This window comes from Bosea sp. 685, assembly GCF_031884435.1.
GTDB lineage: Bacteria > Pseudomonadota > Alphaproteobacteria > Rhizobiales > Beijerinckiaceae > Allobosea.
Genome location: NZ_CP134779.1, coordinates 5,003,346 through 5,025,327, shown reverse-complemented (window position 1 = coordinate 5,025,327; position 21,982 = coordinate 5,003,346). Strand labels below are relative to the sequence as shown.

The following is a 21,982-nucleotide window of genomic DNA, read 5'->3' as shown; positions in this document are numbered from 1 at the left end:
TACTCCGCGCAGCTTTCAACTATCGGGGACGAAGGATGACCAAAACGCATTTCACCCAACTATGGCAGTGGCTGTCCGTCGCATGTGTTCTCTACCTGGCAACGAGCATCATCTCGCTTCAGGGTGGCTCCGAGTTCCTGGGCCGGCTCTTCGGCGACAAGGGCGGCAACGCTGCCGACAACAATCCGGCCATCGGTTATTTCGGGGCAATCGTCGGAGGTGGATTGTTCCTGTTGGCATCGATCGCCCTCCTTTCGCACGCGAGGCGCCATGGCAATCAATGGCACTCGCGTATCCCGATAATCTGGCTCGAAGGGCTCAACACAGCCGCGTGGGAGGCGAAAGTCTTTCAGGCTTGTGTTCTGTTGATCTTCGTCGCCATGCCATTTGCTGGCATCGTCCGCTGCATGGCCGAGGCCGAGTCCGGCGACATCTGCGAGCAGGACACCCAAAACTTCTACAAGGGTTCAGAAACGACCCTCCTGTGGTCACCCATCGCCAAGGAGGGGAAACAGATGCGCCTTCGCAAGACTGGTGCCGGTGAGGCTCCTTGTTCGTCAGGCGTCGAACTGTTTCCGAGATCCGTGACGCCACTGACCTTTTATTGCTTGCCACTCGCAGCGATCGGTATGGCGGCGTTAGCGGTCTTTGGCCTGCTGCCGGTTTCGTGGACGCGCAGTTAAGCTAATCCGACCTTCTTTTCGAACTCGGCCGGGCTGAGATAGCCGATGGTCGAGTGCCTGCGGATCGTGTTGTAGAACCTCTCGACGTAGTCGAACACATCTGCTCTGGCCGCGTCGCGCGTGCGGTAGACTTGGCCCCTGATGCGCTCGGTTTTCAGCGAGGAGAAGAAGCTCTCCATCGCGGCGTTGTCCCAGACGTTGCCCGATCGGCTCATCGAGCAGGTGACGCCGTTCTCGGCCAGCAGCTCCTGGAAGTGCTGGCTTGTGTATTGGCTGCCCTGATCCGAGTGGTGCAGCAGGGCGCCCGGTTTGCCCCGCCGCCAGATCGCCATGACCAGCGCGTCGGTCACGAGCGCCGCCGTCATTTCCGCCTTCATCGACCAGCCGACGACACGCCGTGAGAACAGATCGATCACGGCAGCCACATAAAGCCAGCCTTCCGCCGTCCAGACATAGGTGAAGTCGGCGATCCAGCGCTGGTTCGGCCGGGTCGCGGTAAACTGACGATCGAGGACGTTGGGCGCGATGACCGAGGTCAGTCGTGCTCCCTCGTCCTTCGGAAGGCCACGACGCCGGGGACGCGCCCGCAAGGCCTGTATCCGCATCAGGCGCTCGATCTTGTGCAAGCCACAGCAGACGCCGTCAGCCAGGACATCACGCCAGACACGGCGAGCGCCATAGGTCCGGTCGCTCGCCTTGAAGCTCGCATAGACCTTGGCGCCAACCACCTCGTCGTCCACGGAGCGCTGGCTCGGCGAGCGCGTCAGCCAGGCATGGAACCCGGAGCGGGAGACATCCAGCGCTTCGCAAAGCCATGCCACCGGCCAGATGCTCCGGTGCCTCGCGATGAAAGCGAACCTCATATCGCTTCCCTCGCGAAGTAGGCTGCGGCCTTTTTTAGGATATCGCGCTCCGCCTTGAGCTTGGCCACCTCACGCCGCAGCCGTTCGATCTCGAGCTGCTCGGGCTTCACATGACCCTGTCCAGGAAACGCCTGCCCTGGATCGGCGGCAAACTCCTTCACCCATTTGCGCAGCACGTTCTCATGGACCTCCAGATCCCGAGACGCCTGCGCGACGCTCACCCCGCGTTCCCTGATCAGGCGAACCGCCTCGATCTTGAACTCACGCCCAAATCGTCTTCGCTGCATACGCCACCTCCGGCTTCATGAAACACCTAATCTCGGTGTCCACGAAACCGGCAGCAGGCCACTTCTTCATTTTCTCAACGCGCACGCCTGAACACTCGGTCGAACCCAATGAGACGACTTAGCTGGGCTCGGGTCGAGGGTGGTCATTTGATCAGCGCGGCGGTCAGCTCTGTGTCGACACTCATGCTCAGCTTCGTGGTCACGATCAAGGTGTCGGTAGCAATGTAGGCGCCCGTCAGTTGAATCGCTGGCGGCCCAGCGGTGATCTTGAGACCAGCCACATCGGCTTTGGCGATGGCCGATGTGATCTGAGAGGCCGCTTTATCGATTTCCTTGCTGAGGTCGAACTGAGCGTATCCCTTCAAAGTCGAAAGAATTTCTGTCTCGAAGAGACCCTGGACCGCAGTCCAGAATGCACTGTCGAGGACCGTTGCAAAGCCGATGTTTTCGATCGCAATCGCCTTGCCATTTTGAACAGGCGTGGGCTTTCCGGACAAGTAGACCCATCCGGTCGTGTCGAACCACCGCCCCGGCAGCTTCGCATCGATTTTCAGGCCTACGGCGAGAGAACCATTGCTCGGATAGAGGTCGACATCGTCGATCCGGACTTCAATTACGCCGGCTGCGGTATCCTTCTTGAAGGTCTTTCCTTTCATAGCGGCCGCCAACTCGTTCTTCAGGAAATCATAAGGAGCCACTGCCTGAAGGTTGATATCGAGACCGCCCTGGTTGGCGGCAACTGAGTCGAGCTCGGGGACGGTTCCGCCCGTGTTCGACATTTCGGACGGCGACAGAACGGTCTTTACACCAACGCGCACAACGATCTTGCTCGCGCCGTCTCCAGCAAGCAGTCCAGAGAAGCCGGCCGCCTTCGGTTCAATGTTGAGAAAGAGAGGCGCCTGTCCAGATCTGTCGATCTTGATCGAGAACGGGTGCCATTGTTCCCCGACCTTTTCACGTACCATGTCGCACGATAGAGCGCCTTGCGCTGCGTGTTGGATATCGTCGCGGTGCTTGTCAAACTCGCTGTTCAGGACATCGGCCAATCCCAAATTTACGGGACCGGCGCAAATCTGCGGATGACCAAGTGGACCGAGGTCGATCCCGACGCAATTTCGGCCGACCACTTCGACGGAAGCACTGTCGACCCATCGCCCAACGGGAGCGACCTTGACAATAGGACACCAGCGATTGTCGAGGCCGACATTGAGGTTCATAGCCGATGAAACCCGCGCGTCGAAGCTTTTGCCGGACAGAGAGAGCGCTCCGGCGAGGTTACCACCCAGTCCAGCCTTGCCGGTGATATGGATATTCTGCGCGACTTGGATATCCGCGCCCGACTTTCCGATCCGAACGGGGCCGTCTTTATTGACGTCGGCATTCCAATGGTAGTCGGCACATTGATTTCTTGATCCTATGCTAGGGCCAGTAATGTCGGGAACGTTCACGCAGACTCTCTCTGTGCCGACACCCCGAAAATCGACATAGGGCTTATTGAAACACTCCTGATGCGAACCAACGTGGCCTGGGTTGAGATATGGCACGTCCATACAGGCCACATGTCCATCGCCTCCTAGAGGAACGCTCTTGGGGATTTTGGCTTCTGCAATCTGGGCTAGCGCGGCATAGGGGAGTGATGCGACGAGCGTGATGACGCTGTCCGATGCGGCAGGTGATGGCGCTGGATCTCCACCGCGAGGAGGTGCTTGAAAGAGCGCCGCCTCGTTGCAACCCGCCAAGGAGACGCAGACCGCGCAGATCAGTAAACAAGGTCGAGTGGCCTTGAGCACGACATACCCCTCACATTTATCGGATAGCTTTCATAGTGTTTGCAATCAGTTGCAGGGACAAGAGGTTAAAACCACGAATTGTGGTCCTCCGTGTCGATTGTCGACGGGATAGAACGAGAGGAGTGGTAGCAATACCGGATACGGCCCCTATCCCGATCCGATCGAAATCCGAACTGAATCGGAGCCGATTTATGCCGTGGTTCACCCTGGCTCATTATACGCGGTTGCCCTCCGTAGCGAAGACCGCAAATCCCGATAACGAGTCCGCTGGCCTTATCTTCCATGGCCCACATCGAAAGGCCGTGGGCCACCTGTGTGGCGATTTGCCTATCGATCAGTTCGTCGACTTCCGCCCGCGACCGCACGCCACCCATATGTTCCATCATGCGCGGTGTGTTCGTGATTTCAGCGAAGCGAGGCTTATCCTCTTCACGCCAGCCGCGCAGGAACAATCGCTGTGTCTCGATCATGAAAGGCGCGAGTCCTCTATTCAGTAATGACCAGCTTCCTGCGTACCACTCCGGCACTCTGAATCGGTACGATCCGGCTGTGCCACTCGATCAGCGACCAACGACTGCAGCGAGAGTTCAACTGAAGTCGACGGTCGGGCACGCAGGGCATCGCGTCCGGCTCAGCCTTTCCGCAATCGATCGGCTAGCCAATCCGGCCGGCTCAGCGCCTTGCTTACGGGGTCGGCGCAACCGGCTCCGCCCAATCGAAACCTTCGTTCCCAAATGCCAGCCTAATTCGCTCACAATCGGCTTCGGGCAGGCCATTCTCGCGGCAGATCCCATACCAGCGCCGCTCGATAATGGCGGAGAGCTTTGCGACGATTTCCTCTGCCTCGTCGGTCTCGATCATGAAGCGGTCGAGCTCGGAAAAGAGATTCTCTTTCGTGGCAGCTCGGTTGCCGTTCCCCATCGACATCGCGAGAAAGCGGCTGGTGGCGATGCTCGATCGCGGCGTCAGGTCATAGGCCGGCGACAGGCTCCAACTTCTGTTTCGAGCCAGTAGGGCGTGGTTGCGGGGGTGATCGTCGTCGTTGCTGATGAGCATGTTGAACGTCACCCGTCGGAACAGGTCGTCCAGATCGCTTCGGAAGTTGCTGCTCAATCGACGAACTGCGTCAGCCAAAATGGGATAAGACCAACGCGAGCGGTCGGATTCGCCCGTTTCCAAAGTGGTCAGGCCGCTGACCATACGGTACCGCAGCCATCCGCAGTCGGCCTTGTCGCGATCAAAGCGCTTTACCATCAGCACATGCCTGCCGCCAATGGTGACAAGCTTCGACTGAGCGGTGCTGATTCCGCATTCGCGTGCCAGTTCGAGCATTGAGTGCTCAACAATCGGGACGTTGTAGGTGTCGTCTTGGCGGCTGAATTTCGCGATCCAAAGTGCCTCGCCGTCCTCGACGACGGCCTTTGGACGTGCCCCGCCCATGGACGTGCCGTGCAATAGGAGGCGTTCCACCTGCTCGGCATTGTGGCGATCGACCACTTCGCGGTCGGCAAGAATGTCGTCAGCTGTCTGCTGCAGCTCTTCGAGATCCAAGGTCCGATTGAATTTCCTTTCGGGAGCGGGCGGGCGAGGCCCCGTTCCAAAGCCCAGAGCACCCGCGCGATCATCGGGAGAGTTCAGCAAGTACCCGACTTCGTCGAGCTCGGCTCCCAACGCGCGCTGGATGACGGTTCGGCCCCAGAAGTCGGGTGAAGAATCCCGAAAGGCCCAGAACATCCCGTTGTCACCGACATGGGTGAATACCTTGTTCTCAAGCGCAGCGATCTCCATCGGATCGATGGGCACGGCGTCCGGATTACCAAGGTACGACTGGCCATAAACAAAACGCCCCACCGGCTCGATGCCGGTTTGCTCGATTTCCAATCGACCGGCTACAACCGCCTCGGTCCGCCCGGGCAGCGTCATGTACACAAAGCAGCCGATCTCCTTCACGGGCCTGTCAGAAGTCATTGTCCATGCCTCCCAAGCCCGGCCGAGCCCGCTGGCGACCGCCCACTGCTTCCAGAGATCGACCGACCATGTCGAGCTCTGGGGAAGCGACATCCGTCAGTGTCGGCAGCAGGCCGTACACCCAGAGTGCACCGACAACGGTGCCGATGGCTGCGTTCGGATTGCCGCGCTCGACTTGCGATAGAGTTTCCCGGTGAATGCCCAGGCGGCTGGCCGCATCTTCAAGGGTCATGTTGCGTCGCAAGCGAGCTTTGCGCAGCCGTTCGCCGAGCGAGAGGGCCGCATGCTTGGCTTCAGGCGTAAGCGAGATGTGAGGCCTGCGGGTCATCGATCACCTGTCGTCTATAGGCGACGTAAGCGAGCTTAGCGCCGATAATCGACAACATACCAATTCCTGGTTTAAAACTCAATCATGTCGCCTATAGGCGACTCAAATTAGTTTTATGTCGAATTCAAGCTACATTTTGAGGCTGGGGACTTATGCCGCGGACTGCCTCGCTCGTGACCTCGAAGGTCAGCGTTGTGATCACATTGAGGTAGCAGCCGGCAAAGCCTGCTCAAAATAGAAAAGGCTCCCGAAAGAGCCTTTGAACCGGACGCTTCTTGATTATTCCACGCTTGGGTAAGAACCGGCTTCTCGGCGAACTGCCGCCTGTGGTCCGTCTCTCCGACGTCTGCAACATGGATCAGGAACCTGCCCCTGTCGAGGATCCACAAGGCGGACAGAGCTTGGATCGGCATTCAAGGACGCCGCATCCTCCAGTAGCTTCTCGACGACAAGGAGGGCGCGATCCAATGCGGTTCTAGAGACGGCCTTGCTGGCCGCAATGGCTTCTCCCGCTTCACTGAGCGAGAATCCGTCTTCACTAGCAACTATAAGGCGTTGATCGAGACATTCCTCAAACAGAATCGCACCGTTGCGACTGTCTCCGACTACACTCCGCAGAGCGACAAAATTCGATCGTGAATATGTCCGCTGAAATCCGCGTAGTGCGCCTTTGAAAATGCTGGCTCGGAAACCTGCAATCGTCAGCCCCTTCGGAATGCTTAAGCCCATTCTCCATCGCTACACGCGGTAGCGCCCTTTGTGAGGAAGGTCAGCGATCAGTATCTGGCTTTGGACTAGAACCATGACTGCGCTCTTGCTCAGACCGAGAGGCGAGTCCGAGCAAACCTGTCCGGACGTTAGGCGGCCTTTCGCTCCGAGGGGAGTTGGATCCGTGGGAGCTTGGCGATCTCGGGACCAAGCACCCGGGGCGGAAAGGCACCATATTTCCGACCTTGAGTTGCTGGCGTATGACCTGCGATGGCATCAATGTACCGCTCCTCAATTCGGCATTCGCGCGCTTCGGTCTCGAAGCGGTGACGCCAACCGTGATTGGGAGCGACGAACGGATCGTCGATTCCCATCTGTCGAACCCATTTCGCCAAATGAGCACCAACTAGCTCGGATGGTGCCGTCTTTCCAGGCGTGGATTGCAGTGCGAAGAGCGGCTCCTTGCCCTTCTTCGCACGTGCGAATTCCAAAAAACCCTGGTCGATCAAATCTTTATGGATCGGCACGTCCCGCTTGCTGCACGTTTTCTGTGTTCCAGCTTCTGGCGTGATGAGAATGCACCAATACCCTTCAAGGAATCGGATATCGCAAGCACGAGCTTGCGTGATCTCATTGACGCGCGCGCCGGTGTAGGCACAGAGCCAGGGCACCCACCGTCGGGCGCGAGCATAGTGCTTTGATAGCTTGGCAGGTGCTTCCGCGAATGTAGCTTCAAGGATTTTGAACGCTTCTTCGTTGCGGAAACCTCGCATGTCGCGGGCCTTGTGCTTCTTCCCGAGCGAGATTTTCACCTCGGCTGCCGGACTTACCGTGATCTTTTCTGAATCCTTCAGCTTGCCGAAGAACGTCTTGACGGCAGACAGATTGTTGCGGGCGAAACTGCGGCGGGAAATACCGCCAGCCGCCAACCCTCGTTCTTTCCAAGCATTGATGTCGGCTGTCGTGACCGCGAGGATGTCGGATTTCTTCGACGATTCCATAAGGCCCTCAAGGATCGGGCGCCAGCGCTTGCAGGTTCCTCGCGCATAATCGGCGGATACCAGTTTCCAGGCATCCTCGAATGACAACCCGGCAGCCTGGGGCTGGTCGTCCTTTGCCGAGGGCAATTCCAACTTCGGGAATCGATCGGCGTTTGGATCGGGCCGCCAGTCGCCGTCGACCTCGCGGAGAGTGTGATAAGCCGCTTGCCGGATTGCGTACCCCACAGCAACGAGGACGCGATCGCGCGAAACCTGGTCGAGAAGGAGCCCGTTTTCGGACAGGTACTCGGACACCAGCTCGCCGATAATTCGCTCCAGCGCTTCCTCTCGTGTTCCCTGCCGCGGGAAGAGTTCTGGCCTTGGAAATTGGTCCATCTCGCCGAGAGCAATCTCGATCTGCATCAACCGGGTGGATGTGTGCAAACCGAGCATAATGTGCCGGTAGGGACCAACCTCAAGTGAGCGGCGATAGAGCTCGCCAGCGATGGCTGCGGCCTGGCGGTCAGTTAGCGACTGAACTCCTTTCCTCAACATCTGCCAACGTTGAAGGAGAGTCTTCTCCGCTTCGTTGTGGAGCAGTTTTGCTTCCTCACGATCTTTCGTGTGGAGCGAACGCTTGATCAGTTTCGAGCCGACATGAGGTAGCAGGTCCTTCGGGACGCGTACGCGGAGATAGAAGACTCCGGTCTTCGGGTGTTTCCAAGGATTGGCCATGCGAAGTACCATGTGTACCACCCGTGTGTACCACTGCGGTGGTTGCCAAACCCTTGCGGGGCAACGAAATTCCGAAATTTCAGGAGTTTGGGGCTGGTGCTGCGAGAGAGGATTGAACTCTCGACCTCTCCATTACCAATGGAGTGCTCTACCACTGAGCTACCGCAGCAGGATCGATGGGCCTTGAAGCGTCTGGCTGAGTCGCGAGAGGCGATTGCCAGAGCGGGCGTCGTTCCGAAGCGGCGTCCTGATGCCACAAGCTCCCGGCCTATGCAACCCGGGAAGCTCAATCAGCCAACAGCAACCGCTCATCAATCCGGAAGAGGCGGCCGTCGCCGAGCAGATGGGCGCTCAGGCCTTGGCGGAAAAGCGGCCGGAACGCGGCGTCGCGCAGGTTCAGGCCGCCGGCATAGGCGCCCATCGCCGGCATGATGCAGCGGCGCGGCGACAAGGCGAAGCAGCGCCGCCGCAAGGCGCGTCCGCGCATCCTGACTTTCGCCGCCGGGTGGAGATGGCCGGCGATCTCGAAACCGACCTCGCTCGCCTCGGGTTCATGGCGCAGGGCGACGCCCGAGATCTCGATGCCGGCTGCCGTCTCGCCGCCCATGGCGGGGCCGATCTCGCGATCATGATTACCGGTGATCCAGAGCCAGTCGCGGCCCTGCTGGAGCTGGCGCAATGTCGCGAGGTTGCCGGGCGCGATGCGGCTTTCGGCGTGGATATCGTGAAAGCTGTCGCCGAGCGCGATCACGCGGGCAGGTGCATGGTGCAGGATTGCGGCCGCGAGCGCAGCCAGCGTCGCGGCCGAATCATAGGGCGGCAGGAAGACGCCGCGCGCCGCATAGGCCGAGCCCTTCTCCAGATGCAGGTCGGCGACGATGAGCGTGCGTTCATCCGGCAGCCAGAGCGCGCCCGACAGATCGGGCACGAGCGCCAAGCGCCCCAGCATGAAGGCCGTGGTCGATCCTTGCGTCTGCAGTGTCCAGGATCGTGCCTGCCAAGATCCTGCCACCAGGGTCACGCCATCGCCTCCTCGATCAGCATCGCTTCGGCCTCCGCCAAGATCTCGTCGGCAGCCTCGCCATAGACCGCCTCGCGCCCGATCTCGAGCATGACGGAGACGCTGAGCGGCGAAACATGATCCAGCGGCTGATGCACGATATGGCCGCTGATTCGTGTCAGCATCTGACCAAGCCGCTGGATGTCGAGCAAGCCCGTGGCGGCGTCGGCGCGTGCGGCCTTGAGCAGCACATGCTCAGGCTCGTGCCGGCGCAGCACATCATAGACCAGGTCGGTCGACATCGTGACCTGGCGGCCGCTCTTTTCCTGTCCGGGAAAGCGCCGCTCGATCAGGCCCGCAATGACGGCGCAGCTGCGGAAGGTGCGCTTCATCAAGGCCGATTCGGCCAGCCATGCCTCCAGATCGTCACCGAGCATGTCCTGCGCGAAGAGCTCTCCGAGGCTGAGTGCCCCGCGCGCGATCGCGGCCGTCATGTCGCCGAGCCCCCAGACCGCGATGCCGTAATCATTGCAGACGAAGCCGAGCGGCCGCATCCGCCCCCGCTCCAGCCGCCGCGTCAGCAGCATGCCGAGCGTCTGATGGGCCAGGCGGCCCTCGAAAGGGTAGGCGACGAGGTAGAACTTGCCGCCGCGCGGAAAGGTCTCGACCAGGAGTTCGCCGGGCTTGGGCAGGCGCGATTTCAAGCGCTGCGCATGCAGCCAGGACGAGACCTCCTCGGGCAGCGAGGCCCATTCCTTCGGGTTCGCCAGCATGGCGCGGACACGGGCGGCCAGAAAGGTCGAGAGCGGGAACTTGCCGCCATTATAGGAGGGGATCTTCGGGTCGGTGCCGGGCGGGGCGCGCGAGCAGATCGCCTCATTGCCGCTGATGCCCTCGAAGCGCAGCACCTCGCCGGCGAAGATGAAGGTGTCGCCAGGCGTCATCGTCTCCGCGAAATACTCCTCGATCTCGCCCAGCATCCGGCCGCCGCTGCTGATCCGGGAGGGCTGACCGGGCTTAGCCGTTCGCGCCCGCCCGAGCCTCACCTTGAGCATGGTCGATTCGACGATGGTGCCGACATTCATGCGGTATTGCTGGATCACGCGGGCATCGCTGGCGCGCCAAAGCCCGGCCTTGTCCTGCCGCAGCTTGGCAAAGCGCTCATAGGAGCGCAGCGCATAGCCCCCGGTCGCGACGAAGTTCACTACCGCGTCGAAATCGGCCCGCATCAGCCCGGCATAGGGCGAGGCGGTGCGGACCTCCTCATAGAGCGCGCCGGCTTCGAAGCCGTCCGAGCAGGCGACGCCGAGGACGTGCTGGGCCAGCACGTCGAGCGCCCCGATGCGCGGTTCGGCGGTGTCCTGGGCGGCCTCCGCCACGGCCTCAATCGCGGCCTTGCACTCCAGCAGCTCGAAGCGGTTGGAGGGCACCAGCAAGGCCTGCGAAGGCTCGTCCATGCGGTGGTTGGAGCGGCCGATGCGCTGCATCAACCGGCTCGCCCCCTTGGGCGCGCCGATATTGACGACGAGATCGACATCGCCCCAGTCGATGCCGAGATCGAGCGTCGCAGTGCAGACCACCGCCTTGAGCTTGCCCGCCGCCATCGCCGCCTCGACCTTGCGGCGCTGCGCGACATCGAGCGAGCCGTGATGCAGCGCGATCGGCAGGTTGTCGTCATTGATGCTCCACAGCGCCTGGAAGGCGAATTCCGCCTGCATGCGCGTGTTGACGAAGACCAGCGTCAGCTTGTGCCGGCTGATCGCCTTGTAGATCTCGCCCATGGCGTGGCCGGTGGTGTGGCCGGCGAGCGGCAGGCGGCTTGCGGTCTGCAGGATGCCGATGCGCGCCTTCGCCCCGCCGGTGACGGTGACGAGGCCTGCCGGGGTCTTTGTCCCGCCGAGGAAACTCTGCAGATCGGCCGGCTCGCGCACCGTGGCGGAGAGGCCCACAGCGCTGACCTGCGGCGCGAGCGTCCGCAGCCGGGCCAGATCGAGCGAGAGCAGGTCGCCGCGTTTCGAGGTCACGAGCGCGTGCAGTTCGTCGAGCACGATGCGGCGCAGGTTTGCGAAGAAGGGTTTCGCGTCGCGATGCGAGACCAGCAGCGCCAATTGCTCCGGCGTCGTCAGCAGGATGTCGGGCGGCCGCTCCATCTGGCGCGTGCGCTTGGCCGCCGAGGTGTCGCCGGTGCGGGTCTCCACCTTGATGGGGAGGCCCATCTCCGCGATCGGCATTTCGAGATTGCGCGCGATATCGACGGCGAGCGCCTTCAGCGGCGAGATGTAGAGCGTATGCAGCCCTTCGCGCTCGCGGCCAGGCTCGGTGAGTTCGACCAGCGAGGGCAGGAAACCGGCGAGCGTCTTGCCGGCGCCGGTCGGGGCGACGAGCAGGGTCGAGCGCCCGGCGCGGGCTTCCTCCAACAGGGCAAGCTGATGTGGCCGCGCGCTCCAGCCGCGGCTGGCGAACCAGGCGGAGAAGGCGGGCGGGAGCGGGGAGAGGGCGGCCATACGCACCAGAGATAAGGCGCTGCGGGGGAGAACGAAAGGGGAATAGCGTAGCAGCGGGCTCCGATCGTGCCCCGCGCCGTTCCGGCAACCTCGGGCCTCCTGGACCCAAAGATTGGCGTTCTTTGCAAGTTCGGCTCTTATCCGCTGCTGACTCGTTGTGACAGCGAGCTTTTAAGCCAGCCACGTTACACTATGCGAAAAAGTGGGAACCGGTTTTTCGCATTGATCCTGCTCTAACTCCTAGATGAGAGACGGATTCAGATTTCAAACGGAGTTACTTTGTGACTCCGTTTGAAATCATCCGGCTCTAGGGACCACCCTTATACCCCAGAACACTCATGTCGGCATGAGCGTGCTCAGACGCGCCCAGAGCAGGTTCTCGGCTTCACTACCCGCTTGCTTATGCATCATCGCTGCGAACCGATCGCGAACGCCGATCGGAAGCGGGAGGGGAGAAATGGGGGCGCTGGCAGCAAGATAGGCTGCTTGGACAGCGATAACGCGCGGCTTATTCGCGAGATCGACATTTGCAAATCCCGCAAGCGGACCGTGAAACTCCGCATAAGGGTGGAAACCCGTGGGAGAAGTGCTGTTAAACTGCCAGCTATGACCGATGGTCTGGGAAAAATTCTCCTTCATCTCAGCGTTGATCCGTTGCCCACCGGTGACAATATTCAGATTGATCGCGAAGGGTTTGAAGTTGACTTCGTGCGAGGTCGATAAGAAGGCAGCGTCGTTGATGCCGAGATATTTGATGCGGGCGCCGCGTGCGGACAACTGACACGCCGCCTTGAGCGCCGATACGCCGCCCGCACTAGAGCCGATGACGATGGTGATGCCTTTGCTCGTCGCCGTCCGGCCTGCAATCGCTTCGTTGACTGCTGTTTCGACGAACTTCTCCTGTTCACGAAACCCCACATAGCAGATGGCCAGTAAAGGCTGATGTGTCGCAAGATAGCTAGGCGTGTTGAAATTCTCTTTTAGGTCGTTCTCACGTTCTTTTTCCCGGCGATTGCCGCCGGGGCCCCCCGTAAACCGAATTATAATATCCTGCTCGCGAGTATCCTGGGTCGGCGACGGCGTTGGGGGATTGATGGGCGCGCCAGAGGCTAAGGAATTTAACTGCCGGATCGTATGCCCCGCCTTATCTACGACGCCGTCGATGAGGTTGAACACTCTTTTGCTTTTCCAGAAGGACTGAAAGTCCCAAATGGCATCCGCCAGGAACTTTGGGCAGCCTCTGTCTGGACCTGCGAGCGGCGGCACCGGCCAAGCTTCTTGCTTTCCGCCTTGTGAAGCCGGAATTCTCGTAAGAAGATTGATGACCTTTTCTTGGTCTCTGGCGTTGTTCGTAACGTTCTGATTGCGCCAGCGCAGGCCAACCGGTCCATCTAGAGCTTCAGCCATGAATAAGCTCTCCCTAAATTTACATCAGTTTCACGCGCCAACAACCGCACGCACTAACGCGATGCGGTTCTTCCTCGCCGCAAAATATCAGCATGGCAGGCGAAACGCAGCCGGCATATGCCGGTGCATTTCCTTCACCTCTTGCCCTAGAATATCTCTCAAAAGCCCTAGAATAAAAGGAATCGAGCCGGAATCGACGCAAGAACAAAGGCAGCTCACGTCGTGATGCTTGTTCTCTGCTTCGTCCATTTTGTAGGGGAAGCCCAAGGCAGAACCAAGTTCAGCCCTTCTGCGCCACCACGATGAGGTCGGGAACCGCGACGCCGCGATCCTGGCGCGTGCTTACCGCTTCGATCACGGCCGGCTTCAACCGTGCCGCAGCCAGCCGCTCGTGCGGCCAGCCTTCCGCATGAGCGAAGCGCCGGTCGGCTCCGACGATGACGCCCTCACCACCATGGCTCTGCACGGTGAAGGCGAGAAAGCCGCCGGGTTTCAGCACGCGCGTGCTCTGCGCGAAGGCGGCAGCGAGTTCGCCGAGATAAACGAAGACATCCGCCGCGACGGCGAGCGCCTTCAGCGGCGAGATGTACAGCGTATGCAAACCCTCGCGCTCATTGCCGCGCTCGGTGAGTTCGACCAGCGAGGGCAGGAAGCCAGCGAGCGTCTTGCCGGCGCCGGTTGGGGTGACGAGCAAGGTCGAGCGCCCGGCGCGGGCCTCCTCCAGCAGGGCAAGCTGATGCGGCCGCGCTCCAGCCGCGGCTGGCGAACCAGGCGGAAGGCGGGTGGGAGCGGGGAGAGGGTGGCCATGCGCTCCAGAGATAAGGCACGGCGGGGGAGAACGAAAAGGGAATGGCGGGCGTCAAGACTGCTCGGTCTTGAACTCGGCTGCGATATCGCGATGGCGTTCGAGGATATTGACGACCTCGACCGTGTCTTCGACATACCGGAAGAGGATGACATAGCCCTTGAAGGCAAAGCTTCGAAGGTCCGACCGAAGTTCGGAGCGAGTCCGTCCAATCGTTCCCGGCAACGCAGCGATCTTCTCGCACTGAATTCGTAAGCTGCTTACGAATGAACGCGCGATTTCGCTGTTGCCGCTGCTCAGGCGAATATATCGCGCTATCGCGAGAAGGTCATCTCGAGCTGCGTCATTATACCGAAGCCGCCGCATCAGCGGCTTGGTGCGGCGATGTCGATCTCGTCCAGTGCCGCTTCTATGGCTGCAGCGACTTCTTCGCCGGTATGCGAGCCGCCACGCGCGATGGATTCCTCGACCATTTCGCGCAGGGCCTGCAAACGCTCCTCGCGCTCTTGCACGAGGCGCAGCCCCTCGGTGACGACGTCGCTGGCCGAGACATAGCGGCCGGTCTCGACCGCAGCTGCGACGAAAGATTGCCAGCGCTCTCCGATTGGGACGTCCATCCGGCTGCCTCCTTCATTCATCCGCATAATAGCGCGAAATCTGGCGATGCTACCAGCCTCGTCCGCGTTCAGCTCTTCTGCGCCACCACGACTAGCCCCGGCACCGCTGCGCCGCGATCCTGCCGCGTGCTTGCGGCTTCGATCAGCAGCGGCTTCAGCCCCGCCTGCGCCAGTCGCTCGCGCAGCCAGCCCTCGGCATGGGCGAAGCGCCGGTCGGCTCCGACGATCACGCCCTCAGCCTTATGGCTCTGCACGGTGAAGGCGAGCAGGCCGCCCGGTTTCAGCACGCGTGCGCTCTGCGCGAAGGCGGCCGCGAGTTCGCCGAGATAAACGAAGACATCCGCCGCGACGACGAGCTCGGTCGAGGCGTCCGGCCGGCTCGCCAGGAAGCCGGTCAGGCCGGCGACCGCGAGCTTGTCGTAGAGCGGCGTGCCATTGTCCTGCTGCTTCGCCCGCGCCCGCTCGATCATGCGCGGCGAGAGATCGCAGCCGGCGAGGAAACCGGTCTCTCCCCGGATCGCCTCGCCCATCAGCCCGGTGCCGCACCCGAGATCATAGACGGTCTCGAAACGGAAAGGTTTGCCCGTCTCCTGACAGATGCGGGCGAGCGCCTGCTGCAGAAGGGCAGGGGCGTTGTAGCGGAGGGTCTCGACCAGATGGCTGTCGAAGCGCTCGGCATAGCCGTCGAACAGCACGCCGGAGAAATTCTCCGATGTCGCCTCCTCGGCGGAGAGCGCGCCGATCCGGGCGAGGTCGAGTCGCGCGCCGAAATGGTCATTGGGGTCGAGCGTCAGGCATTGCCGCCAGGCGGTAGCGGCGTCCTCGTTGCGGCCGAGCGTCTCCTGCGCCAGCCCGTAGAGATGCCAGGCGGCGGTGAAGTGGTAGGCTTGCGCCAGTGTCTGGTCGAGGATCTCGACGCAGGCTGCGGCATCGCCATCTTTGAGCGCAGCCTCCGCCCAGGCATAGCGGCGGTCGAGGTTCAAATCGCCCGAACTGGCGGAATGCGTGGCGGAACCCTTTTCGATCATGCGCGTCGGTCTATCTGAGGAGAATGACACTGGCCAGACAGCGCTCCCAGAACCTGCGCCCTTCGGAGTTGCTGATCCCGACGCCGGCCGGGCTCTATTGCCCGCTGGCCGACATCCATATCGATCCGGTGCGCTCCGTGGCGCGGGCGCTGATCACGCATGGCCATTCCGATCATGCGCGCGCCGGCCATGGCGCGGTGCTGGCGACGCGCGAGACGCTTGCCATCATGGCGCTGCGCTATGGCGAAGGCTTTGCGGGCGAGCGGCAGGAGGCCGTTCTTGGCGCGGTGACGCGGATCGGCGCGGTCGATTTCCGTTTCGTGCCGGCCGGGCATGTGCTGGGCTCGGCCCAGATCGTGGTCGAGGCCAGGGGCCTGCGCATCGTCGTCTCCGGCGACTACAAGCGCGAGCGCGACCCGACCTGCGCCGGTTTCGAGCCGGTGCCATGCGACATCTTCATCACCGAGGCGACGTTCGGCCTGCCGGTGTTCCGGCATCCGCCGGCGCATCTGGAGGTGGCGAAACTGCTGGAATCCGTCCGGCTCTTTCCGGAGCGCACCCATATCGTCGGGGCCTATTCGCTGGGCAAGGCGCAGCGCGTCATGGCGCTGATCCGCGAGGCCGGTTTCGAGCGGCCGCTCTACATCCATGGCGCGATGGAAACGCTGACCGAGTTCTACCTGTCGGAAGGGGCTGCTTTGGGCGAAATCCGCAAGGTCGCCGCGACCGACCGGAAATCCTTGGGTGGCGAGATCGTGATCTGCCCACCAAGCGCGATCCAGGATCTCTGGGCCCGCAAATTTCCCGATCCCGTCACCGCCTTCGCCTCGGGCTGGATGCGGATCAGGGCGCGCGCCCGGCAGAGAGGCGTCGAACTGCCCCTGATCATCTCCGACCATGCCGATTGGGACGCTCTCCAGGCGACCATCCGGGAGGTCCAGGCCGGTGAGATCTGGGTCACGCATGGCGAGGCCGACGCGCTGGTGCATTGGTGCGGCACGGTTGGCCTCAAGGCCAAGCCGCTGCATCTGGTTGGCTATGGCGACGAAGGCGAGGCCGAGCCGGCCGGGGAGACGGATAATGCCGTCGCCAGTTGAGATGAGGTTAGCGGGCCGTCTGCGCCATCACGGCGCGCGAGGGCGCAGCCATGCCGACGAGCGCGGTCGCCATGTCGCGGGCAAGGCAGTCATAGCCGGCATCGCTCATATGGAACCCGTCGGAGGACAGCGCGCTCGTGAAGGCCTGGGCGTCGTTGCGATACCATTCCCGCATGGCGTCGTAGCGGGTGAACACCGGCACGCTCTGGCCGCGCGCCGTGTTGGCGATGACTTCCACGAAATCGCGATAGCGCTCCGGCTCGCGGACGCCGGGGAAGAATTGCGGATCGAGGATGGCAAGGCTCACCCCCGCCTGCTTCACCATGGCGATGCCGTCGCCGACCATGGTCTTGAAGGCGTCGAGATCGCCGCCATTGACGGCGTCGTTGGTGCCGACCTGCCAGATCACGAGGTCGTAATGGCGCGCACTGAGCGCGGTCTTCAGGCGGGTGAGCGTCTGCGGAGCGGTCTCGCCGCCGATGCCGGCATTGACGATCTCGATTTGGAGATTGGGCCAGCTCTTGCCGAGCAGCGCCTTGAGCCGGGCCGGATAGGTCTTGTCCTTGGCGGAGGCGCCGATGCCCTCGGTCGAGGAGGAGCCGATCGCCAGGATCGTCAGCGAAGGGCCCTGCGCGACCCGCGCGGAGAGGGCAGAGAGAGAAGCGACAGGCTGCACGATCGGCGTTTCGCGGCAGGAGAAGGTCCCCGCCTGTGCGGTGGCCCCGGCCAACATCGTCGCTGCGAAGAGATTCAAGGCAAGGAACCGCATCGCGGCGCGCATCGGCATCATCCCCCCAAACATGCCTTCGTCGGTAAGGTCTTCTTCATGAATGGTGGCTGAACGATGCGGTGCAACATCTGGACACAAGCCGGCCGTGGCGGGAGTGCGTCGCGATGAACCGCTTCGCCTGGCTGCTCGACCGCCTGGCCTATGAGCCGCGCCGCAACGCCAAGCTCGCCTTGATCGCCGATTATCTGCGCACGACGCCCGATCCCGATCGCGGCCTGGCGCTGGCGGCGATGACGGGCGGGCTGGTCTTCCGCAACGCCAAGGCGGGCCTGATTCGCGCGCTGATTGCCGAGCGGGCCGATCCTGTCCTGTTTGCGCTGTCCTATGATTATGTCGGCGATCTCTCTGAGACGGTTGCATTGATGTGGCCGGCCAGGCACGGCGCCAATGACGTGCCGCATCTGCCGGACGTGGTTGCCGGCCTGCGCAATGCCGGCAAGACCGATCTTCCCCGCCTCGTCGCCGGCTGGCTCGATGCGCTCGACGAGACCGGGCGCTGGGCCTTGCTCAAGCTCATCACCGGCGCGCTGCGCATCGGCGTCTCGGCGCGCCTGGCCAAGACCGCCGCCGCCAGCCTCGGTGGCGTGGCGCCCGACGAGGTCGAGCAGGTCTGGCATGGGCTGGAGCCGCCCTATACCGCACTCTTCGCCTGGCTGGAGGGCAGGGCGCCGCGGCCGGAAGCCAGCGATCCCGCGTCGTTCCGCCCGGTCATGCTGTCGCACCCGGTCGAGGAGGGCGATTTCGACAAGCTCGACCCGGCTGATTTCAGCGCCGAATGGAAATGGGACGGCATCCGTGTCCAGGCGGTCAGCGGCACAAGGCCAGATGGCTCGCGCCTGACGCGGCTCTATTCTCGCACCGGCGAGGACATTGCCGGCGCTTTTCCCGATCTCGTCGAGGCTCTGACGCGCGATGGCGCGCTCGACGGCGAGTTGCTGGTGATGCGCGATGGCGCGGTCCAGAGCTTCAACACCTTGCAGCAGCGCCTGAACCGCAAGACGGTAACAGTGAAGATGCTGGCGGAATTCCCCGCCCATATCCGCGTCTACGACCTGCTGGTCGATGGCGATGAGGATATTCGCGAGCTGCCGCTGATCGAGCGTCGCGCCCGGCTGGAGGCTTTCCTCGGCAGGCTCGGCAGCGAGCGCTTCGATCTCTCGCGGATCATTCCTTTCGGGAGCTGGGACGATCTCACCGCTGCCCGCGCCGACCCTGCTGCTGCCGGCGCGGGCGCTGATGCGGAAGCCGTCGAAGGCTGCATGATCAAGCGCAGCGATTCGCCCTATCTGCCGGGGCGACCCAAGGGCTATTGGTGGAAATGGAAGCGTGAGGCCAGGCTGGTCGATTGCGTGCTGATGTATGCCCAGCGTGGCCACGGCAAGCGCTCCTCGTTTTATTCCGACTACACCTTCGGCGTTTGGCGCGAGAGCTCGGAGGGGCAGGAGCTGGTGCCGGTCGGCAAGGCCTATTTCGGTTTCACCGATGAGGAGCTGGTCGAAATCGACCGCTATGTGCGCAAGAACACGCTGAACCGCTTCGGCCCTGTGCGGGAGGTCACGCATGACACCGAAAGCGGCCTCGTTTTCGAGGTCGCTTTTGAGGGATTGCAGCGCTCGACCCGGCATAAATCCGGGCTCGCCATGCGTTTTCCCCGCATTAATCGCATCCGCTGGGACAAGCCACCTGGAGAGGCAGACCGGATCGAGGCGCTGGAACGGCTCCTGCCGGCCGAAGGCTGAGCCGAGCCCGGCAGGAACTACGCCGAAAGGCCGCCTCCTGATTGCATTGCAACACAAGCCGATCTGGTTCAGAGCCTTCATGATCGCGCGCCGGCCTTGCGACAGCGGCAGGCCGGTGTGCTTGAGATCGCGGTCGCGCCTGAGGCAGTATGGGCGACCGGCAGACGAACAGGGATATGCGCGATGACGAAGCAGCCTTCGACGCGGATCGTGATCGCGGACGACCATCCCCTGTTCCGGGGCGCGTTGCGGCAGGCCGTCTCGCATGCGCTCGAGGGGGCGGATGTCAGCGAGGTCGGTTCGCTGGAGTCATTGACCGAGGCCTTGTCGCAAGGGGCAGACGCCGATCTCGTCCTGCTCGACCTGACGATGCCGGGCGTGCAGGGCTTTTCCGGCCTGCTTTTCCTGCGCGCTGACCACCCCGAGGTGCCGGTCATCGTGGTCTCGGCCAATGACGAGCCGACCGTGATCCGACGCTGCATCGAGTTCGGAGCGCTCGGTTTCCTGCCGAAGACAGCTGATGTCGAGCAGATGGGCGAGGCGATCCGCGCCGTGCTCGCCGGCAGCGTCTGGACGCCGCCGGGCGTCGACCTGTCCTCGCCGGTCGATATCGAGGTCGCCGACATGGTGCGCCGGCTCTCGACGCTGACGCCGCAGCAGGTGCGCGTGCTGATGATGCTGTCGGAGGGGTTGCTCAACAAGCAGATCGCCTATGAGCTCGGCGTCTCCGAAGCGACCGTGAAGGCGCATGTCTCCGCGATCCTGACCAAGCTCAATGTCGACAGCCGCACGCAGGCCGTGATCGCCGCCTCCAAGATTGCCGGCACGGCCTGGGCGACGACAGGCGCATCCGCGACGATATGATGGTGGGGTGAAAGCGGATCGCATCGCCATTCAGCCCCGGTTCAACCGGGCGGTGGTCTGATCGGTTCGTGTTTGGGGGATTTTCGCGATGGCGAATGGCAATATCGAAGGCTTTCTCGGCGGCTCCGTGCTCAGCGTCCTGGTCCGATTGATCTTCATCTCGCTGCTCGTGGGCGCGGCGATGGCGTTTCTCGGCTTGTCGCCGCGCGGGCTTTATGAGGTCGTGGCGCGCTTCATCCGCTCCCTCGGGGATCTCGGCTTCGGGGCCGTCCGCGAGGTCGGGCAATGGGTCATCGCCGGTGCGCTGATCGTGGTGCCGCTCTGGCTGCTCTCGCGCCTGTTCGCGGCGCGGCGCTAGAGTGTCTCGCCGCGCGCGATCGCGGCGGCATCGCGTCCGACAAGGGCGCTGAGCCTGCCGACGCCCGTCTTGCGGGCCTCGGCCGTGAGGCCTGCCTTGATGGTCGCGGCCAGCGCCGGCCCGTGGAAGACCAGGGCCGAGTAGAACTGCACGAGATCGGCGCCGGCCCGGATCTTGGCGAAGGCGGTCGCGGTCGAATCGATGCCGCCGACGCCGATCAGCGGGAACTGGCGCTCGACGCGCAGGAAGCTCTCGGCGAGCAGCCTGGTCGAGGGCAGGAAGAGTGGCTTGCCCGAGAGCCCTCCGGTCTCGGCCTTCGCCGCATTGCGCAGGGTTGTCGGGCGCGCCACCGTCGTGTTCGAGACGATCATGCCGTCGATGCCGCGCTTGCGCGCCACCGCGACGATGCCGTCGAGCTCGGGCAGGCTCAGATCCGGCGCGATCTTGAGAAGCATGGGCGTACGACGGCCGGCGCTGTTTGCCGCCTCGTCCCGTGCGGCCAGCGCCCGCGCGATCAGGTCGTCGAGCGCCGATTCGGCCTGCAGATCGCGCAGGCCCGGCGTGTTGGGCGAGGAGATGTTGATCGTCAGGAAGTCGGCGACGGGTGCCAGCCGCCGCGCGAGCACGGCATAATCGGCGGAGCGGTCGGCGGAGTCCTTGTTGGCTCCGAGATTGACGCCGACGATGCCGCTACGGCCGCGCCGCGCCTGGAGCCGCGCAGCGACCGCTTCCATGCCCTCGCTGTTGAGGCCGTAGCGGTTGATCACCGCCTCGTCCTCGGTCAATCGGAAGACGCGCGGGCGCGGATTGCCCGGCTGGGGCAGAGGCGTGACGCCACCGACCTCGACGAAGCCGAAGCCCAGGCCCAGCGCGCCGTCCACCGCTTCGGCATGCTTGTCGAAGCCGGCCGCGAGGCCGACCGGGTTGGTGAAGGAGAGGCCGAAGGCCTGCGTCGCCAGGACCGGGTCGTCGGCGGCAGGCTTCAACGCCGGCGCGACGGCGAGCGCCGCGACCGTCATGCGATGGGCCGTCTCGGCGTCGAGCCGGTGGATCAGCGGGCGGGCGAGATTGAACAGGGCGCCGATCACGCGACATCCTCCGGAAAGAGATAGCTGCCGTCGGTCGCCAGCGGAAGCGGCGCGATCCAGCGGACGGATTTGGGATCGAGCGAGGCGTAGAGATGGGGGAACAGCGCCCCGCCGCGCGAGGGCTCATGACGCAAGGCCTCGCCAAGGCGTGAAGCCTCGACCGCGATCAGCAGCAGGTCGCGCTGGCCGAGGAAGTGCTTCGCCGCGGTGTCCCGCGCCTGCGCTCCGGTCGAGAAATGGATGTAGCCGTCGGCCAGATCGATAGGCGCGCCATTGAAACGACCCGAAATCTCGGCTTCGCGCCACAAGGCTTCAGGGCAGATCTTGTAGATGAGCGGCATTG

At 62.9% G+C, this 21,982-nt stretch carries 20 protein-coding genes, 1 tRNA gene and 1 pseudogene; 5 read left to right on the top strand and 17 right to left on the bottom strand.

Translation table 11 applies throughout. The annotated features are described in order from the left end of the window. The first annotated feature begins 35 nt into the window (after positions 1-35). Complete coding sequence (locus RMR04_RS24665) at positions 36-683, top strand: hypothetical protein (RefSeq protein WP_311911116.1); 648 nt, start codon at positions 36-38, stop codon at positions 681-683. Here RMR04_RS24665 and RMR04_RS24660 read toward each other — a convergent pair. From RMR04_RS24660 to RMR04_RS24600, 14 genes and pseudogenes are all read right to left on the bottom strand, one after another. Then, positions 680-1,833 (bottom strand): IS3 family transposase gene (locus RMR04_RS24660; RefSeq protein WP_311911115.1). Its coding sequence is split into 2 segments (ribosomal slippage): positions 680-1,584 and positions 1,584-1,833, totalling 1,155 coding nucleotides; the frame shifts between segments, so codons are not numbered across the junction. The genes RMR04_RS24665 and RMR04_RS24660 overlap by 4 nt on opposite strands. A gap of 143 nt (positions 1,834-1,976) precedes the next feature. Then, positions 1,977-3,623, bottom strand: a complete 1,647-nt coding sequence (locus tag RMR04_RS24655; protein WP_311911114.1) for a DUF4403 family protein — start codon at positions 3,621-3,623, stop codon at positions 1,977-1,979. A gap of 65 nt (positions 3,624-3,688) precedes the next feature. Continuing rightward, complete coding sequence (locus RMR04_RS32155) at positions 3,689-4,093, bottom strand: GNAT family N-acetyltransferase (protein WP_410492153.1); 405 nt, start codon at positions 4,091-4,093, stop codon at positions 3,689-3,691. A gap of 214 nt (positions 4,094-4,307) precedes the next feature. Beyond that, positions 4,308-5,573, bottom strand: coding sequence for a type II toxin-antitoxin system HipA family toxin (locus RMR04_RS24650; protein ID WP_311911113.1), 1,266 nt, complete (start codon positions 5,571-5,573; stop codon positions 4,308-4,310). A gap of 7 nt (positions 5,574-5,580) precedes the next feature. Next, on the bottom strand, positions 5,581-5,919 hold the full coding sequence (locus RMR04_RS24645; protein WP_311911112.1) for a helix-turn-helix domain-containing protein: 339 nt from the start codon (positions 5,917-5,919) through the stop codon (positions 5,581-5,583). An 857-nt stretch (positions 5,920-6,776) separates the two neighbouring features. After that, entirely contained in the window at positions 6,777-8,342 is a 1,566-nt protein-coding gene (locus RMR04_RS24640) for a DUF6538 domain-containing protein (RefSeq protein WP_311911111.1), read from the bottom strand. Between the two features lie 94 nt (positions 8,343-8,436). Continuing rightward, positions 8,437-8,511, bottom strand: a tRNA-Thr gene (locus RMR04_RS24635). A 117-nt stretch (positions 8,512-8,628) separates the two neighbouring features. Further along, positions 8,629-9,291, bottom strand: a complete 663-nt coding sequence (gene pdeM, locus RMR04_RS24630; RefSeq protein WP_410492284.1) for a ligase-associated DNA damage response endonuclease PdeM — start codon at positions 9,289-9,291, stop codon at positions 8,629-8,631. 68 nt (positions 9,292-9,359) lie between these two features. Then, positions 9,360-11,846 carry a ligase-associated DNA damage response DEXH box helicase gene (locus RMR04_RS24625; protein WP_311911109.1) on the bottom strand — a complete coding sequence of 829 codons (2,487 nt, stop codon included), beginning with the start codon at positions 11,844-11,846 and terminating at the stop codon, positions 9,360-9,362. A 336-nt stretch (positions 11,847-12,182) separates the two neighbouring features. Next, positions 12,183-13,253, bottom strand: coding sequence for a hypothetical protein (locus RMR04_RS24620; protein ID WP_311911108.1), 1,071 nt, complete (start codon positions 13,251-13,253; stop codon positions 12,183-12,185). A 559-nt stretch (positions 13,254-13,812) separates the two neighbouring features. Further along, positions 13,813-14,080 (bottom strand): annotated as a pseudogene (locus RMR04_RS24615) (DEAD/DEAH box helicase); the annotation flags it as partial. A 32-nt stretch (positions 14,081-14,112) separates the two neighbouring features. Further along, positions 14,113-14,424, bottom strand: a complete 312-nt coding sequence (locus RMR04_RS24610) for a type II toxin-antitoxin system RelE/ParE family toxin (RefSeq protein WP_311911107.1) — start codon at positions 14,422-14,424, stop codon at positions 14,113-14,115. Further along, positions 14,424-14,675: a type II toxin-antitoxin system ParD family antitoxin gene (locus tag RMR04_RS24605; RefSeq protein ID WP_311911106.1), complete on the bottom strand. Its 252-nt coding sequence runs from the start codon at positions 14,673-14,675 to the stop codon at positions 14,424-14,426. The genes RMR04_RS24610 and RMR04_RS24605 overlap by 1 nt, the downstream gene beginning before the upstream one ends. A 68-nt stretch (positions 14,676-14,743) precedes the next feature. After that, complete coding sequence (locus RMR04_RS24600) at positions 14,744-15,703, bottom strand: class I SAM-dependent DNA methyltransferase (RefSeq protein WP_311911105.1); 960 nt, start codon at positions 15,701-15,703, stop codon at positions 14,744-14,746. Between the two features lie 23 nt (positions 15,704-15,726). Here RMR04_RS24600 and RMR04_RS24595 point away from each other — a divergent pair, with 23 nt between their 5' ends. Further along, complete coding sequence (locus RMR04_RS24595; RefSeq protein WP_311911104.1) at positions 15,727-16,800, top strand: ligase-associated DNA damage response exonuclease; 1,074 nt, start codon at positions 15,727-15,729, stop codon at positions 16,798-16,800. Between the two features lie 7 nt (positions 16,801-16,807). Here RMR04_RS24595 and RMR04_RS24590 read toward each other — a convergent pair whose 3' ends face one another. After that, positions 16,808-17,581 carry an SGNH/GDSL hydrolase family protein gene (locus RMR04_RS24590; protein ID WP_311911103.1) on the bottom strand — a complete coding sequence of 258 codons (774 nt, stop codon included), beginning with the start codon at positions 17,579-17,581 and terminating at the stop codon, positions 16,808-16,810. Between the two features lie 113 nt (positions 17,582-17,694). Between RMR04_RS24590 and RMR04_RS24585 the strand changes: the two genes are divergently transcribed. The 3 genes from RMR04_RS24585 (at position 17,695) to RMR04_RS24575 (ending at position 20,551) form a co-directional block, all read left to right on the top strand. Next, positions 17,695-19,329: a cisplatin damage response ATP-dependent DNA ligase gene (locus RMR04_RS24585; RefSeq protein WP_311911102.1), complete on the top strand. Its 1,635-nt coding sequence runs from the start codon at positions 17,695-17,697 to the stop codon at positions 19,327-19,329. Positions 19,330-19,512: 183 nt separating this feature from the next. Then, on the top strand, positions 19,513-20,193 hold the full coding sequence (locus RMR04_RS24580) for a response regulator (protein WP_311911101.1): 681 nt from the start codon (positions 19,513-19,515) through the stop codon (positions 20,191-20,193). Between the two features lie 88 nt (positions 20,194-20,281). Further along, positions 20,282-20,551, top strand: coding sequence for a DUF6460 domain-containing protein (locus RMR04_RS24575; RefSeq protein WP_311911100.1), 270 nt, complete (start codon positions 20,282-20,284; stop codon positions 20,549-20,551). On the opposite strand, the gene RMR04_RS24570 is transcribed toward RMR04_RS24575, so the two are convergent. Next, entirely contained in the window at positions 20,548-21,639 is a 1,092-nt protein-coding gene (locus tag RMR04_RS24570; RefSeq protein WP_311911099.1) for a quinone-dependent dihydroorotate dehydrogenase, read from the bottom strand. The genes RMR04_RS24575 and RMR04_RS24570 overlap by 4 nt on opposite strands. Next, positions 21,636-21,980, bottom strand: coding sequence for a DUF952 domain-containing protein (locus tag RMR04_RS24565; RefSeq protein WP_311911098.1), 345 nt, complete (start codon positions 21,978-21,980; stop codon positions 21,636-21,638). Before RMR04_RS24565 ends, RMR04_RS24570 begins: the two co-directional genes overlap by 4 nt. Positions 21,981-21,982 lie beyond the last annotated feature (2 nt).